Here is a 16824-nt window from a genome sequence, read left to right on the forward strand (position 1 = left end):
GGCCGGCACTCCATCTGGTACGGCCATTTCTCCGAGTTCATGGCCGCTCTCGAGGGATGGATCTGATCGGCTACTTGGGTTGCCAGGTCTGTTGGCAGGCATGGATCTCGTCCTGGAGCTTCTTGTCTTGCGGGTTGGCGGCTTCGGCGACCGTATGCAAGGTATGGCGGAGGACGGCCGTGTCAGGGTGATCCGGGCCGTGCAACTCGTAGCCGGCGCCTAGCGCGTTGTCGACGTACCACAGGGCTTGTTCGACCTTGCCGATGCGGAGGTGGGCGCGGGCGGCCGACGCGTGCAGCCGGATCTGGTGCGTCGCCCCGCGGACATCCTGATCGGTCGGGATCTCCGCGGTCGGATCCGCCGCGACGGCCAGCAGGCCGGCGAGCCGCTTGGGACTGGTCCAAGAGTCAGCCGCTCGGCCTGCAGCCGCAGCCGCCCAGCGGCTCACTGGGTGATCCGGCCCGAGGCGGAGCGCGGCGCCGGCTGCCACGTGTTCGAACAGAGCCAACGCAGCATGTCGATGGTGAGTGGCCAGCAGCGCCTGGGCGGCCCGCAGGCGCAGATGGATCACCGCTGGATCGTCAGCCGCCGAGGACGCCTCGTGCGATGCGCGCGCCTCCTCGAAGAGTCGGAGGGCGTCCCGAGGCTCGCCCGACAACCACAGCTCATCGGCCTGCTGGTACGCCGCGTCGTCCAGCACTTGCGCTGGTACGTCGGGAACGGCCTGCAGCGCAGCGGTCAGGGCACTGATCCGCCGGCCCGCGAGCCGCTTGCGTCCGTAGTACTCGCCGCCACCCGACGAGATCACCCGGTACCGCCCGAGCGGGATCAACGGGATCCCGAAAACGAACCACAGCACGCGACCGTCGGACCCGCACTCCCGGCAGCGGCTGCCCCACCCGAGCAGAGACGTTCCGATCATCGAGACAGTGAACGTCGACGGCGCGGTGGTGAACTCTGTCATCGCGGTGCAGCGGCCGCAGAACGGATCGGCGGGCTCGACGTACTCGGCCTCGCGGTCAGGTCGCATCGGCCGATCATGTCATCAGGTGCGGTGCTTCGAGGCCCAGTTCAGGTAGGCGACGTTGGCCAGGAGCCAGCCGAAGCCGATCGCCTGTTGGCCGTCATGTTCGGGAGTTGGCTGGTAGCGGTTGTAGAGGGCTAGACAGTGGGCGTGGATCTTCGGGTCCCAAGCGGTGGCCTGCATCCAGCGCGGCGCCTGGTGTGCGACCGCGGCGGCGCCGATGGTGCCGCCGGCAACCGTTGTGTTGACGGCGGGCAGACCGTCGGCGTCGGTGGTGGCCACGTTCTGGGTGAAGGTGCGGGCGATCCGCGTCATGTCCTGGCCGGTGAAACCGAGCCGCGCCCGGAACGCCCGCACAGCGAACTCGACGTCGATCGCCCCGTGGCTGATGTCCTCGAACTGCTGCGCCGGGCCACCGGACGGCGTGAACACCGAGATGTCGCTCTGCGGCGATCCCGTCTTCGTGTACCCGTCGTAGATCCGCCCACCGGTCGGCCAGTAGTGCCATCGATAGGCATCGCCCTCGTCGACCGCGACCTGGCCGGCGAACATCCTCGCCATCGCCGCGACCTTCCGGCGATAGCCGCGGTCACCGGTGACGAGGGCGAGTTCGATCAGTGTCTGCCCGAGTCCGAGCGATTGGTTGATCGGCTGCTCGCATCCGTCGTACGGGAGTGGTTGGGATCTCGGCCAGACCAGGTATCCCCCGTCCGACGCGGTGTCGCGGTACTCCCAGTCGTGGACGGCGACCGCATCCCGGCAGGCCCGGAGGTATGCCGCCGCCTTCGTCCGGTACCGCCTTCGTAGGATCGTCGAGTTGTAGACAATCCGAACAAAGCTCGCGATCGGGTACGTGATCATCCCGGTGTGAACGGCGAAGACCACCGCCTTCGTCTTCATCGCGAAGACACCGCTCGCCGGCGTGTCCCCGGCAGCGGGATTCGGACGTACGTCGACAGCGGTCAACTGCAGCGGTCCCGGTGCCTCCGCGTAGATCCGGCGTACTGCGTAATCCGGACTCGAAGGATCCATGCTGAGATCCGTCAGCGTGACCTCACGGTCCACGGTCGGGTTGACCATCGACACCGTGAAGGACGCCGGCTCCGCGGTCACGGTGACCGTGGTGTCCTCGGCGTACGAGAGCGCCTGCCGAAGCTCGAGCAGCGGACGACCGTTGCTGTCGGCAAGCGTCGTGAAGCCGGTCGTGTACGGGTGATCCGCTCGCCAGGCCGGCAGCGACAGCCCGCGGTAGTCGGTGACCCCACGCTCGCTGTCGCGGACCGCGAGCACCTGGTCGAAGTTGTCGACCAGACGGTCGAGGTAGTACGTGTCCCGGTAGGTCTCGAACATCCGGACCAGCCCGAGCAGGACGTACGACTGGCTCCAGGCGAGCATCCCGGACCGGCCGTCCGCGTTCGTGTTGTCGTTCGGCTGATCCGGCTGACCAGGTCCGCCCTGCTGGAACAGGCGGTCCCAGTCGTCGAAGGTCTTTCGAGCGGTGTAGTCGATTCGGGCAGCGTATGCGGGTGCGAACGAGAGGGCGCTCCCCGCGACCGCTCCGACGGCGGCGAGGCCGCCGGCTCGGAGGAAGGCGCGACGAGACGGGCGGATGTCGGGCATGGCGGGCGGCCTCCAGCGTCATGGGCGGTGACGTGCTGCAGGGGGATCCACCAATTGTCCCGCATCCGGACTAGTCCGGCAGCTCGACCTTCAGGTACGGCGACAACGAGTCGAGGAACTCACGGGCGTCGAACATCTCCCCGGCCGATGCCAAGCCCGATGTCCGCGTCTCCCCGGCCAGGATCCGCCGTACGGCGCCGACCGCGAGCGGAGCCGTGATCGCGTAGATGTCCTGCCCACTCGCCGTGGCTCGCAGTTCCTCGTTGCTGGTCCGGATCACGGTGTCGACGACGAAGGTCTGATCGGATCGTCCGAGCGCGTCCACCGGCGTTGGCGGCGGCGTGTCCTCTCCCAGCAGGTCCTGGGCTGCCTCGACAGTCATGTAGGTGCGAACCTCGGGCACGTCCAGGTGGCTCGGGACCGTCACGACCTCCGTCATGGTGAACTCGGCGATCACGCGGCGCCGGCCGAGTGGCTCAGGGAAGACCCAGTCCTGCACGACAGGCTTGTCGTCGTGATACTGCAGCGCGCCTCTGGTGAACCGCAGCCGCCGGCCACCACGACGATCATGGGAGACCTGACCGGCCGCGCGCGTGCCTGGCGTGGGATGCCAACTGCTCAGGCCGTAGGCGACGTGGACCTCGTCGGCGGCGGTCCTCTCCCCCAGCGCCGCGGTCACCAGAAGATCACCCAAGCCGCCGTAGAACGCCATCGCCGGCACGACCAGGCTCCGGGCTCCCCTGTGGTTGGCGAACGTCGCCACGTTGGCCTCGATCTCGGCGGCCACATCGACGTACGGAATCCCGGCCCGGACCGCCGCCTCGACCAGCGGACCGCCCGTGACGGCGAACGGGCCGGCGCAGTTCACGACCACGTCCGCGCCGGCGAGCGCGCGGTCCAACGAACGCGCGTCGTCGACCGCGGCCGGGCGTACTTCGATGTCTCCCCACTTGGCGGCCAGCATCTCCAGCGCGTTGCGGTCACGGCCGGACGCGACTGTCGTGACTCCGCCGCGCAGCAGTTCCTCGACCACGAACCGACCCGTGTGCCCGGTCGCTCCGTAGACCACGACTACACCCATCGTTCCTCCGATCAGACTGTCTCTGGCATCGAGTCTCGCCGTCCGGCAGGCGGAACCGTGAGAGTCCGGAACGACACCATGCGTACACTTTCGGACATGCACACTGTCGCCCTCGCGACCGCCGGGGAACTGCTGCACTTCGAGTTCGGGGTCGCGTACGAGATCTTCGGCAACCCACCACCGGGTGAGCCGTGGTACGACGTCCTGCTCTGCGGACCCGAGTCGATCCAGGTCGGTCCGTTCACGGTCAAACCGGACCACGGGCTGGACCGGCTGGTCGACGCGGACACCGTGATCGTGCCGGCGTGCGCGGATGTCGACGTACCGCCGCCGACGGAGCTGGTGGATGCGGTCCGGGCGGCGTACGAGGCGGGTGCTCGGGTTGCGTCGTTGTGCACGGGAGCGTTCGTGCTGGGTGCGGCCGGGCTGCTGGATGGTCGGCGGGCAACGACGCACTGGGGGCATGCGAAGGAGCTGAGCGCGCGGTTTCCGCTGGCGGATGTTGACCCGGATGTCCTCTACACCGACAACGGCAGCGTGCTGACGGCCGCGGGCAAGGCCGCCGCGGTGGATCTCTGTCTGCATCTGGTGCACCTCGACCACGGTGCGGCCGTTGCGAACGCCGTCGCCCGGCGGCTCGTCGTACCGCCGCATCGGGACGGTGGGCAAGCACAGTTCGTCGCGACGCCCGTGCCTGTGTCGGGTGACCACATGCTGTCCCAGCTCCTGGGTTGGGCGCAGGAGCGGCTCGATCAGCCGCTGACCGTCACCGACCTCGCCCGCCGCGCGAACACCAGCCCACGCCATCTCACCCGGCTCTTCCGATCGGTCACCGGTCAGACTCCGCTCCAGTGGCTCCTGACCCAGCGCGTACGCCGCGCCCAGGAGCTTCTCGAGTCGACCGACCAGAGCGTCCACTCAGTCGCCATCGCCACCGGCATGGGCACAGCCACCACCCTCCGCCGCCAGTTCAAGCGCGTCGTAGGCGTGCCACCCGACACCTACCGGCGCTCCTTCCGGACCCCGATCTCAGCTTGACCCGACCGGGGACGGAAGGGTTGCCTCGGTCATCGAGGTGTTGTCGAATGGGGGCTCGCCGAGGAGCGGGGTGGTGGGATGTCGACGTATCCGCGACGAATGCATACGGCCCTGGACACGACGGATGGTCGCGGGCTGGCTGAGTTCTACCGAGAGCTGCTGGGTCTGCGTTATCGGCCGGGTGACGAGCCGCCGGCTGACGGTACGGCGGATGACGACAGCTGGCTCGTGCTTGTCGATGACGAGGGCAACCGTCAGCTCGCGATCCAGAAGGTCGACGCGTTGCCACGGTCGACCTGGCCGTCGGCCGACGTACCGATGCAGTCGCACATCGACTACGCAGTACCGACGGTGGACGACCTCCATCGGCACCGGCGCCGGGCCGAGGAGCTCGGAGCCGAGCTGCTGTACGACCGGACCGGGGTTGGGTCCGAGCCTCTCTATGTTCTGGCCGATCCGGCCGGACATCCTTTCTGTCTCCTCGTGGGGGTGCTGTGAGCAAGCAGACTGGGTACGCCGCGGTCAACGGGCTGCAGATGTACTACGAGATCCACGGCTCCGGAGGGACGCCACTGCTGTTGCTGCACGGCGGCCTGTTCAACATCGACCTGCAGTTCGGCGCGTTGCTGCCGGCGCTGGCTGAGAACCGGCAGGTCATCGCGACCGACTTCCAGGGGCACGGGTACACCAACGACATCGACCGGCCGCTCGGCACGATCGACCTCGCCTCCGACGTGGTCGGGCTGCTGCGGCATCTCGACGTACCGAAGGTGGATCTGTTCGGGTTCAGCGTCGGTGGTGCGGTGGCGCTGTACCTGACAATCAAGCACCCCGAGCTGGTCCGGAAGGCCGTGATCTCGTCGGTGTCGTTCAGCCGCGACGGCGAACGTGGTGCGAACGACGAAGCCATCAGCGAGATGAAGGTCGAGATGATCGCCGGTACGCCGATGGAGGCGGAGTACCTGGCGAAGTCGCCGCACCCGGATCTCGAGCACCTGCAGGCATTGCTGACCAAGCTCGGCGGCTACGACCGGGGCGTCGACGGCTGGTCCGACGACGAGATCCGCGGCATCGCCGCGCCGACGCTCTTCACCGTCGGCGACTGCGACGCGGTCAAACTCGAGCACGCGGTCCGCTTCCTCCAACTCCGCGGCGGCGACGTCAACGGCGACATGACCGGCGTCCCCACCAGCCAACTGGCTGTTTTCCCCGGCACCACCCACTTCTTCGGCCTCTCCCGAACCAACCTCGTCCAAGACACCGTCACCACGTTCCTCGACGCCGAATGATCCCGCTGCACCTTCCGCAGCGCTTGACGGCTTTCACCTGCACGACCGACGACGCGGGCCGCATCCTGCTGGTTCGCCACGAACGCCTCGGCGTCGTCCGCTGGGAAGTCCCCGGCGGGCACGTCGAGCCCGGCGAAACCGCAATCGGCGCCGCGGCCCGCGAAACGTACGAGGAGACCGGCGTCCACGTCACTGTCGGTCCACTGGTCGCGGACTGCCACCACCGCTGGCGGGACCGCACCGTGAACATCCTCTATTTCCACGCGACCCCGGCCGGATCACCTCACCCGCATCCCAGCGAGCCGGACATCCACGCCGTTCGGTGGCTCGCCCCTGACCTCCTGGATCCGGCCGACACCTCGGCGCTCGCCTGGCCCGTCATCCAGCACCTGGCGTACGACGGTCCCCGGCAACTCCACCTCGAAGCCACGCACCATCGGACTTCCGCCGGGTGGGAGCCGACCATCACGCGCCAACGGATCTGTTCATGACTCCAGACGGGTCACTCTGGGAGGAGCGGGCGCATGAAGGTGCGTTCGTAGCGGATGACGCAACCGGTGTCGTCGCGGAGCTTGTCGGCCGCGACGAAGTCGGGATGTACGCCGAACAGTTGGCGGTACTGCTCGTACGCCGCCAGGCTCGGGAAGCTGAACAGGGCCAGAGCTTTGTCGCTCGCACCTTCCGACGGGAGGAAGTAGCCGTGATGAGTCCCACCGTGCTCATTCACCAACTCGATCCATCGCTGTGCGAACCGCTCGAACTCGGCCACCTTCGCCGCATCGATGGTGTAGTCGACAACACACGTGATCATTCCGCGCCTCTCCGCTTGACCGCCCTGGCCAGGACCAAGTTCACCACTCGCCCGCTCATGGAGCTCCTCGACTAGGCTGCCCACCATGTTTCGTGAGGCGGACGCCGGGGACTTCGACGCCGTGATGCAGCTGTATCGGCAGCTACATCCCCGGGACTCGCCAGGCGGCCGGGAAGCTGAGGTCTTCGCGGAGATCCTGCGCACGCCGGGGCTGCGATTGTTCGTGCTGGAGGTCGATGGGGTCGTCGTGGCAACGACGTACTTCAATCTGATCCCGAACCTGACCCGCGGCGCGGCCCCGTACGCCGTGATCGAGAACGTGGTCGTCGACGCAGAAAGGCGCGGGACCGGGCTCGGGAAAGAGATCATGGCGCGCACATTGCAGGCGGCGTGGGATGCGGGTTGTTACAAGGTCATGCTCATGACCGGCTCGCGGACCCCGGCGACGCACCAGTTCTACAAGGCGTGCGGATTCGACCCCGGTGAGAAGACGGCCTACGTCTCCCGCCCCACCCGCTGAAGCTCCTCGAGTGCGACCTGTCAGGCGTGTTTCAGGGCCCAGTCCAGTACGTCGTCCGCGATCTTCTCCCAGCCGTCCTGGGCCATCAGGAGGTGCGCGTAGCCGTCGTACTCGCGGGCCTCGGTGATCGTCTTCGACTTGTAGTGCTTGGCGTTCGAGCGCTGCACCTCGGGCGGCATGATGTGGTCCTCGGACGCGGAGACGAACAGCAGCGGCGCCCGCGCGTCGTTGTGGTAGTCGACCCAGGTGTCCTGGTGACCGGGCTGGAAGTTCGCCAGCACGCTCCCCCACAGGATCCCGCCGTTGGCCGGGATCGCGTACCGCTCGTAGAGCCGCCGCGCCTCGTCCTCGGCGAAGGTGTTGGTGAAGGCGTAGTTCCACTGCTCGAAGTTCATCGGGATGGACTTGTGCCGGTTCGCCGGGCTCTTCAGCACCGGGAACGTCGACTTGACCTGCGAGAGCGGTACGACGCGCACGCCCTCGGTCGGTGCGGAGCACATCGCGACGCCGGCGGCGCCGAACCCGTGGTCGAGCAGGACCTGCGTGAACGCGCCACCGGCCGAGTGGCCGATGATGATCGGCGGGGTGTCCAGCTCGCGGATCACCGACTCGAGGTGGTCGATGATGGCCGGCACGGTCAGTTTCAGGATCGTTGTCGGGTCGGCGTTCAGCGCCTCGACCTCGACCTCGAACCCCGGATACCCGGGCGCCAGCACCCGGAACCCGCGAGCCTCGTAGTGCGTGATCCAGTGTTCCCAGCTGCGCGGTGTGACCCAGAACCCGTGGACCAGAACGATGGTGTCGGCCATGATCGCGTACCCCTCCGTCGTCGGGACTGCCCGCCTGCAACCTAGCTGCGGGTACGCCGGGCTCCGTAGGATGACCGTGCACGGATCTGGGCTGTGTGTGCACAGCTTCGCCCACCAGGTTCAGGGGTGGAGGGGGAAGGCGATGGCCGTGCTGCTGGATACCGCTGCGCTCCCGAGACAGGATCGGGCGGAGGCGTTCTACGCCGCGATGATGTCGGCGAGCGTGCCGTCGCGCGTCGAGCACGAGGACGCGGCCGGCAACGTCCACGCACGGATGGACTTCTGGCTCCTCGGTGCGCCGGATCTGTTTCGCAACGAGGGCTCCGGCATCCGGCTCGTCCGGACGCCGAAGCACGTCCGCATCGGCGGTCCGGAACGGCTCGCACTCGCGGTCCAGGTGATCGGCGAGGGAATGTTCAGCCAGGCCGGCCATGATCAGCGCGTCCGTACCGGCGAACTCATGCTGGTTGATCTGACCGCGCCGTACGAGTTCGGATGGAGCGGTCACAGCGCGTCTCAGGCCTTCCAGATCGACTACCGCGATCTCGGGTTGAGCGTCGAGGCAGTCCGCGCGGCCGCGCACCGGCTGCCCGCCAGTCCGCTGTACGAGCTCGTGCTCCATCACCTCACGGTCCTGCCGGGGATCCTTGCGTCGATCAAGGGAACCACGTCGGCCGAGATGGTTGGTGCGGCGACGACCCAGCTCGTCCGGGCGCTGTTGACCTCCGTTGCCGACCACGATCCGCCCGCGCCGGCCGACGTACTGTTCACCCGGATCCTCTGGTACGTGCGACGGCATCTCTCCGACCCCGAGCTCACCGCGGCCCGCATCGCGGCGGAGCACAACATCTCGGTCCGCTACCTCTACAAGCTGTTCGCCGACCATCAGCTGAGCCTCGAGCAGTGGCTGATCGCCGAGCGCCTCGCGCACGCCACGCGGCAACTCACCGACCCCGCGAGCCGGCATCGCCCGATCGCGAGCATCGCGGCCGCGTGGGGTTTCGTCGACGCCGGTCACTTCACCCGCCGCTTCCGCGCCGCCCACGGCATGACCCCGCAGGACTGGCGGCGGCTGCACTAGCCTGTCAGGCGGAACACCGGCCACGCGATCTCGGTGCGCCACGACGCCGGATCCGGGTCGTCCCGTGGACCCACGACGTACGTCTCCTGAACCGGTCCGTCGACCGCGAGGGTGTGGTCGACAACCCACGCCCCGAGGCGGCCGTAGGTGACGTCGATGTCGTCGTGGGGGCCGTGGTGGACGGTGGCCGCGAGCTCCACCGCGGGCAGTTCGACCGAACGCACTCGCCCGTACGACGGCGGATCGGCGACCGGAAGGTAGACGAGTACGGCGCCACGGCCTGCCGAGAACAGCTCGTTGGCGTAGTGACCACCCGGGGGTCCGAGCTGACCGTGGACGGCGGCGGTCAGCTCGGCCATCGCTCCGTCGTACCAAGGCAGTACGTCGTCCAAGTCGACGACATCGGTGATCGCGGCAACCATTCGCGCCGGCTGAGTCCGAAGTTCGACGACGAGATCGCCCGACTCCGGCCGGAGCAGACGCTGCAGCGAGGTGACCGCCGCTCGGGTCCGGTCGAGCGAAGTCCGCAGACGGTCGAGATGCGCTGCGATCAACTCGGCGCGAGCGTGTGGATCGTCGGTCGCCAGGATCTTGCCGACCTCGGCCAGCGGTACGTCGAGCTCCCGCAACCGATGGATGACCTGGGCCGACGGGATCTGCTCGGTCGTGTAGTAGCGGTAGCCGCTGGAGGCATCGATCGACGCGGGTTCGAGCAGACCACTCTCGTGGTACCGCCGCAGCGTGCGCACACTCAAGTGCGTCACCTGCGCGAACTCACCGATCGTCAGCCCCGGATGCACGCCGCCACTGTGCACCCTCCCCCGGCGAGAGAGTCAATTCCTTGACCCTCGCCCGCCGGGAGCACCCACAGTCGACGGTATGAACCTTCCAGCCACGATCACGAACTACCTGGCCGCTCACACTGCCCGCGACCTCGATGCGGCGACGCAGTGGTACGCCGCGGACGCGGTGGTCACCGACGACGGCACGACGTACCGCGGGCGCGACGAGATCCGCGCCTGGCTCGGCCGGTCGGCGAGCGAGTACACCTACACCGCCGAGCTTGTCGCCGCTCGCCAGGTGGACGACACGACGTACGTCGCGACCCATCACCTCGAGGGGGACTTCCCGGGCGGCACCGTCGACCTCGACTTCACCTTCAGCCTCGACGAAGACTTGATCACCCGACTGGTCATCGCTTCGGAATGAGCAGGATTGTGCAAGCGTCGGCGAGGAATCGTCTACCGACCCGCCCATCCCGGACCGTCTACTGGAGAGGTACCTGTTCATGACGTTCTAGGAGAATGACACGATCATGCAAATCGCTGTGATCACTGGCGGGAGTTCCGGCATCGGGCAGGGCGCGGCTTTCGAGCTCGCCCAGCGCGGGGTCGGGGTGATCCTGACCTACCGCGGCAACCGGTCCGGCGCCGTGGAGACGGTCGAACGGATCGAGAAGGACGGCGGTACGGCGGTCGCCCTGCCCCTCGATGTCGGCAGCGGTGACGCCTTCGCCGGCTTCAGGACCGCGGTCGAGGACGCGCTGCGTGAGCGGTGGGACCGAAACTCGTTCGACTACCTCGTCAACAACGCCGGCGTCGGGCAGATGCCGGTCCCGTTCGAGGAGACGACCGCAGAACTGTTCGACCAGATGCTCCAGGTCCATCTCAAGGGTCCGTACTTCCTCACGCAGACACTGCTGCCGCTGATCGCAGACGGTGGGTCGATCGTCTACACGACCAGCACCTCTGCGCTGCCGAGCGCCCGGCCGGAGCCGGGCTACTCGGTCTACGCGAGCATGAAGGGCGCGCAGGTCGTCCTCACCCGCTACCTCGCCAAGGAACTCAGCGCACGCCGCATCCGGGTCAACGCCGTCGCTCCGGGTGTGACCCGGACCCGGCTCGGCGACGACGCGTTCTCCCGCTTCCCCGACCTGATCCCGCCGATCGCCGACCGCACCGCCCTCGGCCGCATCGGCGAGCCCGACGATCTCGCCAAGGTGATCGCGTTCCTGCTCTCCCCCGAGAGCGCCTGGATCACCGCCCAAACCATCGAGGCCTCCGGCGGCTACGACCTCTGACCGTCCAGCCACTCCCCGACTGGCGGCGCAGGCTGACCTTCAGCGGCTTTCCGTCGTACAGATGCAGACCTTGTTGCCGTCCGGGTCGGCCAGGACGGTGAACGCCGGTGCCTCGGCGTCGCTGGTGATGGTGCCGCCGGCAGCCAGCGCTGCCTCGATGCGGGTGTGAGCGACCTCCGGCGGTAGCCACAGGTCGAGGTGGAAGCGTTGGCGGGGAGTCTCGTGCGGATCGGTGCGCTGGAACCACAGGTTCGGGACCCGGTCGGTCGGATCACCGACGTCGACACCGTGCATCGCGTCCGTGCTGCCGGTGAGCACCGCCGCCCAGAACGGACCGATCTTCTCGGGATCCGCGGTGTCGATCGCGATCTCCAGCTGCACCACTCCGGCAGGATCAGCCTGCACCTCGTGCGACCCGGCAATCGCACTGATCCGGCGCGCGAGCTCGACATCTCGCTGAGTCACCGACGGGAACACGTACTCGACGCCGTCCGGATCGCGGTACACCGCATCGGGACTCGCGAGTGCCACATCCACGAAGGTCGCACCGACCCGAACGTCGGGCTGGGTCCCAGCTGCTGCGCAGGTCTCGCCGATCGCGGTCAGGAACTTGAGCCCGTCGGCGAACGACGCGACCAGGAACCGTGCGTGCAGCCGTTGAGCCAGCTTCCGCCAATCCGCCAGCCCGGCATCCTGGATCGCCTGCACCGTCAACATGTCCATCGCCAACCCCCTCGGTCACGGTTCATCGAACGCTAAGCCATCACCCGGACAGTTTCTGATCACGACCTTTCCAGTACGGCGAGGTCGCGTTCGGCGTACTGGCGGTGCTCCCACTCCTCGCTGAGGATGCAGCCGAGGCAGCCGTCGACGAGATAGCTGTCCGACGCCGGGTAGCCGGGTTCAGGCACCGGCGTCGTCCGCTCGGCCAGCCGCTCGTCGGTGAGTTCGGCGATGATCGCGCGTACCCTGCCCATCCGGTCGGCGCGCAGGGCGAGGACTTCGTCGAGCGCCGGCCGGACGGTCCGGTCGCGCGGGACGGGCGGGGTGTCGTGCATCTCGTCGTGGGGCAGGTCCAGCGGGTCCCACGGGGACGGCTCGCCGAGGACGGTCCGCAGTACCCACGCGTCCGTCGCGAAGACGAGGTGACGCAGCGTCTCGATGAAGGACCATTCACCGTCCACCGACTCGTGCAGCAGCTCCGGTGGCAGCGCCCGGGCCCGGGCGATCGTCTCGGCCCAGAGCCGCTCGAGCAGCTCCCACGCCTCGCGATACCCGTCGGCATCGGTCGGGCGCATCTTCTCCCGGCCAGGCTGACGACGGTTGAGCTCGGCATCGATCAGCGGTACGACGTCGACACCCCAGACCCGCAGGCCGCGGATGTCACCATCGAGTGACACGTCGACCAGCCGCGCGCCGCGGATCGTCGCGCCGCTGAGGTTCACATTGTCGAACCGCGCCCCGGCCAGGTCGACGTCGTGAAACACCGCGTCCCGCAGCGACAGCTCCTCGAACCGCGCCCCGGCCAGATTGTCCTGCTTGAACTCGGTCACGGGCCCAGCTTCGCGCGCCCACCCCGCGCCGTCCAGGGCAGAATGGCCCGGGATCAGCAGCGCCTTCCGACCGAACGGAGCAGCATGTACCGACGGCTTGTCGTGAAGTTGTCCGGCCAGGCGATTGCCGGGGGTGACGCGTTCGGGTTCGACAGCGAGAGGCTCACGCACCTGGCCAACGAGGTGATCGCGTTGCGCGCTACCGGCGTTCAGGTCGCGGTGGTTGTGGGCGGGGGCAACGTCTTCCGTGGCAACCGGGCCGAGGACTGGGGCATCGACCGGGTCGAGGCCGACAACATCGGCATGCTCGGCACCATCATCAACGCCGTCCTGCTGCGCGGCCGGCTGGCCGCGCTCGGTGCCGGCGACGCGCGCCTGATGACCGCGATCCCGATCAACAACATGGCTGAGCCGTACATCCGGCTGCGCGCCCTGCGACACCTGGAGAAGGGCGCGATCGTCCTGCTTGCCTCCGGCAACGGGCAGCCGTTCACCACCACCGACTACCCCGCCGTCCAGCGCGCCGTCGAACTCGGCGCCGACGCCCTGCTGGTCGCCAAGAACGGCACTGACGGCGTGTACGACGCCGACCCCAACAAGTTCCCGGACGCCCGCCGATTCGACCACCTCAGCTACCAGGAGGTCATCGACCGCGGCCTCGGCGTGATGGACCAGTCCGCCTTCATCCTGGCTCGCGACCACCGTCTCCCGCTGCACGTCTTCGACATCGACCGCGCCGGAGCCGCGTCCTCCATCAGCACAGGCACCCCCGTCGGCACCCTGATCAACTAGCTCGTAGTTCCTTCGTGACCCTGGCTGCTTCGAGGGGGTCCGGCACGCGCGCATCGGGAGTGGACGGGCATGGCAGCAGCCTACGGTGTAGCGGAGGGCTAAACCGTTTGCCGGGTTCTACCGGTGACTGGTGTACTCGGAGTCGTCCGAAACAGGTGCCAATCAAGGAGAGCTGCCATGCGACCTCGCTTCATGTTCGCCGTGGAAGCCATCGACACCTGTTCAAGGGACATGAAGCTGCGTGAAATTACTGAACCTCGGGATCCTGGCGCATGTCGACGCCGGTAAGACGAGTCTGACCGAGCGGCTGCTCTACGCGGCCGGCGTCATCGACGAGATCGGCAGCGTCGACAGCGGCAGTACCCAGACCGATTCCCTCGCGCTGGAGCGCCAGCGCGGTATCACCATCAAGTCGGCGGTCGTGTCGTTCGTGATCGGTCATGACGACGACCCGGTCACGGTCAACCTGATCGACACCCCCGGCCACCCGGACTTCATCGCCGAGGTCGAGCGCGCGCTCAGCGTGCTCGACGGTGCGGTGCTGGTCATCTCGGCGGTCGAGGGCGTGCAGGCGCAGACGCGCGTGCTGATGCGCACGCTGCAGCGCCTGAAGATCCCGACCCTGATCTTCGTCAACAAACTCGACCGGTCCGGCGCGCAGTACGACGCCGTACTCAAGTCGATTGCGGACAAGTTGACGCCGGCCATCGTCCCGATGGGGTCGGCCACCCGGCTCGGCACCCGCGAGGCGACCTTCACGCCGTACAACGGGAGCGATCCGTACGGCGCCCTGCTCGAAGTGCTCACCGAGAACGACGAGGACCTGCTGCGAACGTTCGTGGAGAACGAGAAGGCGCTCTCGCATGACGTTCTCCGGTGTGCGCTGGCCCGGCAGACCAAGCAGGCCCTCGTCCACCCGGTGTACTTCGGCTCCGCGATCACCGGCGTCGGCACCGACGCCCTGACCGCGGGCATCCGTGAGTTCCTCCCCTTGGCCGGCACCGACCAGGAGCCGGTCGACGGATCGGTCTTCAAGGTCGAGCGCGGCCCGGCCGGCGAGAAGGTCGCCTACGTCCGGATGTTCTCCGGTACGGCGCACGTCCGCGACCGGCTGCGCTTCGGCGACACCGGAGAGGCCAAGCTGACCGCTCTCGAGGTGATCGGCGAAGGTACGGCGGCCGCCGTCAACGCCGGCCAGATCGGGAAGCTGTGGGGCCTCGCCGACATCCAGATCGGCGATCGCATCACCGCGACCGACCAGCCGACCCCGGCCACCACGACCGGATTCTTCGCTCCGCCGACCCTGGAGACGGTGATCTCGCCGGCACGGCCGTCGGACAAGGGGAATCTCCGGGTGGCGCTGTCTCAGCTCGCCGAGCAGGACCCGCTGATCAACCTGCGCCAGGACGACCTGCGGCAGGAGACCTACGTGTCGCTGTACGGCGAGGTGCAGAAGGAGGTCATCCAGACGACGCTCGCGACCGAGTTCGGGATCGACGTCGAGTTCCGCGAGACCACCACGATCTGCATCGAGCGGCTGCTCGGCAGCGGCGAGGCGGTGGAGTTCAACAAGAAGGACGCGAACCCGTTCCTGGCCACCGTCGGTCTGCGGGTCGAGCCGGCGCCGGTCAACACCGGGGTGACGTTCGAGCTCGAGGTGGAGCTCGGCTCGATGCCGTACGCGTTCATCAAGGCGGTCGAGGAGACCGTCCGGGAGACACTCCACCAGGCCATCCACGGCTGGCAGATCCCGGACGCGCGCGTGGTGATGACGCACTCGGGCTACTCGGCCCGGCAGAGCCATGCGCACGCCGTCTTCGACAAGAGCATGTCGAGTACGGCGGGCGACTTCCGGAACCTCACTCCCCTGGTCCTGATGACGGCGCTGCGGCAGGCCGGCACCCAGGTCCACGAGCCGATGCACCGCTTCCGGCTGGAGATGCCGACCGACACGACCCGTGCCGTCCTGTCCGCGCTGGCCCGCCTGCGCGCGATCCCTCAGGTGCCCGCACTGGCCGCGGAAACCTCAACCCTGGAAGGAGAAATCCCCGCGGCGGCCGTGTACGAGTTCGAGCAGCAGTTGCCCGCCCTCACCCGCGGCGAGGGCGTGGTGGAGTCGGCGTTCGAGCGCTACCAGCCGGTGACCGGACCGATCCCGGAGCGCCCGCGCACCGACCACGACCCGCTCAACCGGCGGGACTACCTCCTGCACGTGCAGCGGCGGGTTTGATGCCATACACAACGGTCGCGCCGAGGTCGTCGTCAGCGACGATCTCGGCGGCCAGACCGTGCTCGACCATCACCGCCTTCGCCAGCGGCGCCTGATGCTCGCTCATCTCCACGAACATGTAACCGCCAGGAGCGAGCCATTCGGGCGCCGCCGCGGCCACCCGGCGCAACATCGCCAACCCGTCCGGCCCACCGTCGAGCGTCACATGCGGCTCGTACAACCGCGCCTCCGGCGGCAACAACCGGATCTCGTTCGTCGGCACATACGGCACATTCGCCAGCAGTACGTCGATCCGCCCCCGCAGCTCATCCGGCAACGCGGAGAACAGATCACCCTGATAGACCGACCCTCGCCAAGGCACGAGATTGCGCCGCGCACACCGAACCGCGGCCGACTCGATGTCGGCGGCGTACAACGACACCTGCCGCTCGGCCGCGATCGCGGCACCCAAAGCACCCGAGCCACACCCAAGATCGAGTACGACGGCGCCCGGCGAGGTCACCCGCAGCGCTTCGGCGACCAGGAACTCGGTCCGACGGCGTGGAATGAACACCCCGGGATCAACGGCGATCCGCAGCCCGCGGAAGGAGGCCCAGCCGAGGACGTGTTCGAGCGGCAGCCCGGCGATCCGGCGATCGGCCATGGCCTTCAGTTCGGCGTCATCGCGAGCGGTCTCGGCGATCATCGCCGCCTCGTCCTCGGCGAACACGCAACCGGCCGCGCGCAACCGGTCGACAACGCTGCCGAGGTCGAATGATGGAACAGAAGAAACAGACACAGAACCCCTTCGACTACGAGGCTCCCGCGGTCAGCGAACGACGCTGACCACTCGAGGCGGGAGCAACCAACCTGCCTGACTGGTGATCGGTCCCACCTCCTTCGTCCGCCGCTGCGGT

The 16824-nt window shown here is 68.0% G+C and carries 19 protein-coding genes; 10 read left to right on the forward strand and 9 right to left on the reverse strand.

Annotated elements, in window-relative coordinates:
* Positions 1 to 70: 70 nt before the first annotated feature.
* From ACIBG5_RS06550 to ACIBG5_RS06560, 3 genes are all read right to left on the reverse strand, one after another.
* A complete protein-coding gene (locus ACIBG5_RS06550) occupies positions 71 to 1030 on the reverse strand; it encodes a hypothetical protein (RefSeq protein WP_396390479.1) in 960 nt (319 codons plus the stop codon).
* Between the two features lie 15 nt (positions 1031 to 1045).
* Complete coding sequence (locus tag ACIBG5_RS06555; RefSeq protein ID WP_396390480.1) at positions 1046 to 2644, reverse strand: hypothetical protein; 1599 nt, start codon at positions 2642 to 2644, stop codon at positions 1046 to 1048.
* Positions 2645 to 2714: 70 nt separating this feature from the next.
* A complete protein-coding gene (locus tag ACIBG5_RS06560; protein ID WP_396390481.1) occupies positions 2715 to 3725 on the reverse strand; it encodes a saccharopine dehydrogenase NADP-binding domain-containing protein in 1011 nt (336 codons plus the stop codon).
* A gap of 96 nt (positions 3726 to 3821) precedes the next feature.
* Between ACIBG5_RS06560 and ACIBG5_RS06565 the strand changes: the two genes are divergently transcribed.
* From ACIBG5_RS06565 to ACIBG5_RS06580, 4 genes are all read left to right on the forward strand, one after another.
* Entirely contained in the window at positions 3822 to 4763 is a 942-nt protein-coding gene (locus ACIBG5_RS06565; RefSeq protein WP_396390482.1) for a helix-turn-helix domain-containing protein, read from the forward strand.
* Between the two features lie 78 nt (positions 4764 to 4841).
* A complete protein-coding gene (locus tag ACIBG5_RS06570) occupies positions 4842 to 5261 on the forward strand; it encodes a VOC family protein (protein WP_396390483.1) in 420 nt (139 codons plus the stop codon).
* Positions 5258 to 6052: an alpha/beta fold hydrolase gene (locus tag ACIBG5_RS06575; RefSeq protein ID WP_396390484.1), complete on the forward strand. Its 795-nt coding sequence runs from the start codon at positions 5258 to 5260 to the stop codon at positions 6050 to 6052. Before ACIBG5_RS06570 ends, ACIBG5_RS06575 begins: the two co-directional genes overlap by 4 nt.
* A gap of 23 nt (positions 6053 to 6075) precedes the next feature.
* The gene (locus ACIBG5_RS06580; RefSeq protein ID WP_396390485.1) at positions 6076 to 6543 is read left to right on the forward strand and encodes an NUDIX hydrolase; all 468 of its coding nucleotides are present in this window, start codon (positions 6076 to 6078) and stop codon (positions 6541 to 6543) included.
* Between the two features lie 11 nt (positions 6544 to 6554).
* Here the strand turns inward: ACIBG5_RS06580 and ACIBG5_RS06585 are convergent, their stop codons facing one another.
* Entirely contained in the window at positions 6555 to 6863 is a 309-nt protein-coding gene (locus ACIBG5_RS06585) for an NIPSNAP family protein (protein WP_396390486.1), read from the reverse strand.
* 85 nt (positions 6864 to 6948) lie between these two features.
* Here ACIBG5_RS06585 and ACIBG5_RS06590 point away from each other — a divergent pair, with 85 nt between their 5' ends.
* The gene (locus ACIBG5_RS06590) at positions 6949 to 7383 is read left to right on the forward strand and encodes a GNAT family N-acetyltransferase (protein ID WP_396390487.1); all 435 of its coding nucleotides are present in this window, start codon (positions 6949 to 6951) and stop codon (positions 7381 to 7383) included.
* 20 nt (positions 7384 to 7403) lie between these two features.
* On the opposite strand, the gene ACIBG5_RS06595 is transcribed toward ACIBG5_RS06590, so the two are convergent.
* A complete protein-coding gene (locus tag ACIBG5_RS06595) occupies positions 7404 to 8192 on the reverse strand; it encodes an alpha/beta hydrolase (protein ID WP_396390488.1) in 789 nt (262 codons plus the stop codon).
* Positions 8193 to 8334: 142 nt separating this feature from the next.
* Between ACIBG5_RS06595 and ACIBG5_RS06600 the strand changes: the two genes are divergently transcribed.
* Positions 8335 to 9273, forward strand: coding sequence for a helix-turn-helix domain-containing protein (locus tag ACIBG5_RS06600; RefSeq protein ID WP_396390489.1), 939 nt, complete (start codon positions 8335 to 8337; stop codon positions 9271 to 9273).
* On the opposite strand, the gene ACIBG5_RS06605 is transcribed toward ACIBG5_RS06600, so the two are convergent.
* The gene (locus ACIBG5_RS06605) at positions 9270 to 10073 is read right to left on the reverse strand and encodes a MerR family transcriptional regulator (protein WP_396390490.1); all 804 of its coding nucleotides are present in this window, start codon (positions 10071 to 10073) and stop codon (positions 9270 to 9272) included. The genes ACIBG5_RS06600 and ACIBG5_RS06605 overlap by 4 nt on opposite strands.
* A 79-nt stretch (positions 10074 to 10152) precedes the next feature.
* Between ACIBG5_RS06605 and ACIBG5_RS06610 the strand changes: the two genes are divergently transcribed.
* Both ACIBG5_RS06610 and ACIBG5_RS06615 read left to right on the forward strand, forming a co-directional pair.
* Positions 10153 to 10482 (forward strand): nuclear transport factor 2 family protein, encoded by a 330-nt coding sequence (locus ACIBG5_RS06610; RefSeq protein ID WP_396390491.1) that lies wholly within the window; start codon positions 10153 to 10155, stop codon positions 10480 to 10482.
* 106 nt (positions 10483 to 10588) lie between these two features.
* Positions 10589 to 11353, forward strand: coding sequence for an SDR family NAD(P)-dependent oxidoreductase (locus tag ACIBG5_RS06615; RefSeq protein WP_396390492.1), 765 nt, complete (start codon positions 10589 to 10591; stop codon positions 11351 to 11353).
* Positions 11354 to 11392: 39 nt separating this feature from the next.
* Here the strand turns inward: ACIBG5_RS06615 and ACIBG5_RS06620 are convergent, their stop codons facing one another.
* The gene (locus ACIBG5_RS06620; RefSeq protein WP_396390493.1) at positions 11393 to 12076 is read right to left on the reverse strand and encodes a VOC family protein; all 684 of its coding nucleotides are present in this window, start codon (positions 12074 to 12076) and stop codon (positions 11393 to 11395) included.
* A gap of 59 nt (positions 12077 to 12135) precedes the next feature.
* Complete coding sequence (locus ACIBG5_RS06625; protein ID WP_396390494.1) at positions 12136 to 12906, reverse strand: DinB family protein; 771 nt, start codon at positions 12904 to 12906, stop codon at positions 12136 to 12138.
* Positions 12907 to 12990: 84 nt separating this feature from the next.
* On the opposite strand from ACIBG5_RS06625, the gene pyrH reads away from it, so the two are divergent.
* Positions 12991 to 13698 carry a UMP kinase gene (pyrH, locus tag ACIBG5_RS06630; RefSeq protein WP_396390495.1) on the forward strand — a complete coding sequence of 236 codons (708 nt, stop codon included), beginning with the start codon at positions 12991 to 12993 and terminating at the stop codon, positions 13696 to 13698.
* Positions 13699 to 13939: 241 nt separating this feature from the next.
* On the forward strand, positions 13940 to 15928 hold the full coding sequence (locus ACIBG5_RS06635; RefSeq protein WP_396390496.1) for a GTP-binding protein: 1989 nt from the start codon (positions 13940 to 13942) through the stop codon (positions 15926 to 15928).
* On the opposite strand, the gene ACIBG5_RS06640 is transcribed toward ACIBG5_RS06635, so the two are convergent.
* Complete coding sequence (locus ACIBG5_RS06640; protein ID WP_396390497.1) at positions 15885 to 16706, reverse strand: putative protein N(5)-glutamine methyltransferase; 822 nt, start codon at positions 16704 to 16706, stop codon at positions 15885 to 15887. The two genes, ACIBG5_RS06635 and ACIBG5_RS06640, sit on opposite strands and share 44 nt — an antisense overlap.
* Positions 16707 to 16824 lie beyond the last annotated feature (118 nt).

Origin of the sequence: Kribbella sp. NPDC050241 (assembly GCF_044459685.1) — a bacterium.
In the GTDB taxonomy this organism is placed as follows: domain Bacteria; phylum Actinomycetota; class Actinomycetes; order Propionibacteriales; family Kribbellaceae; genus Kribbella.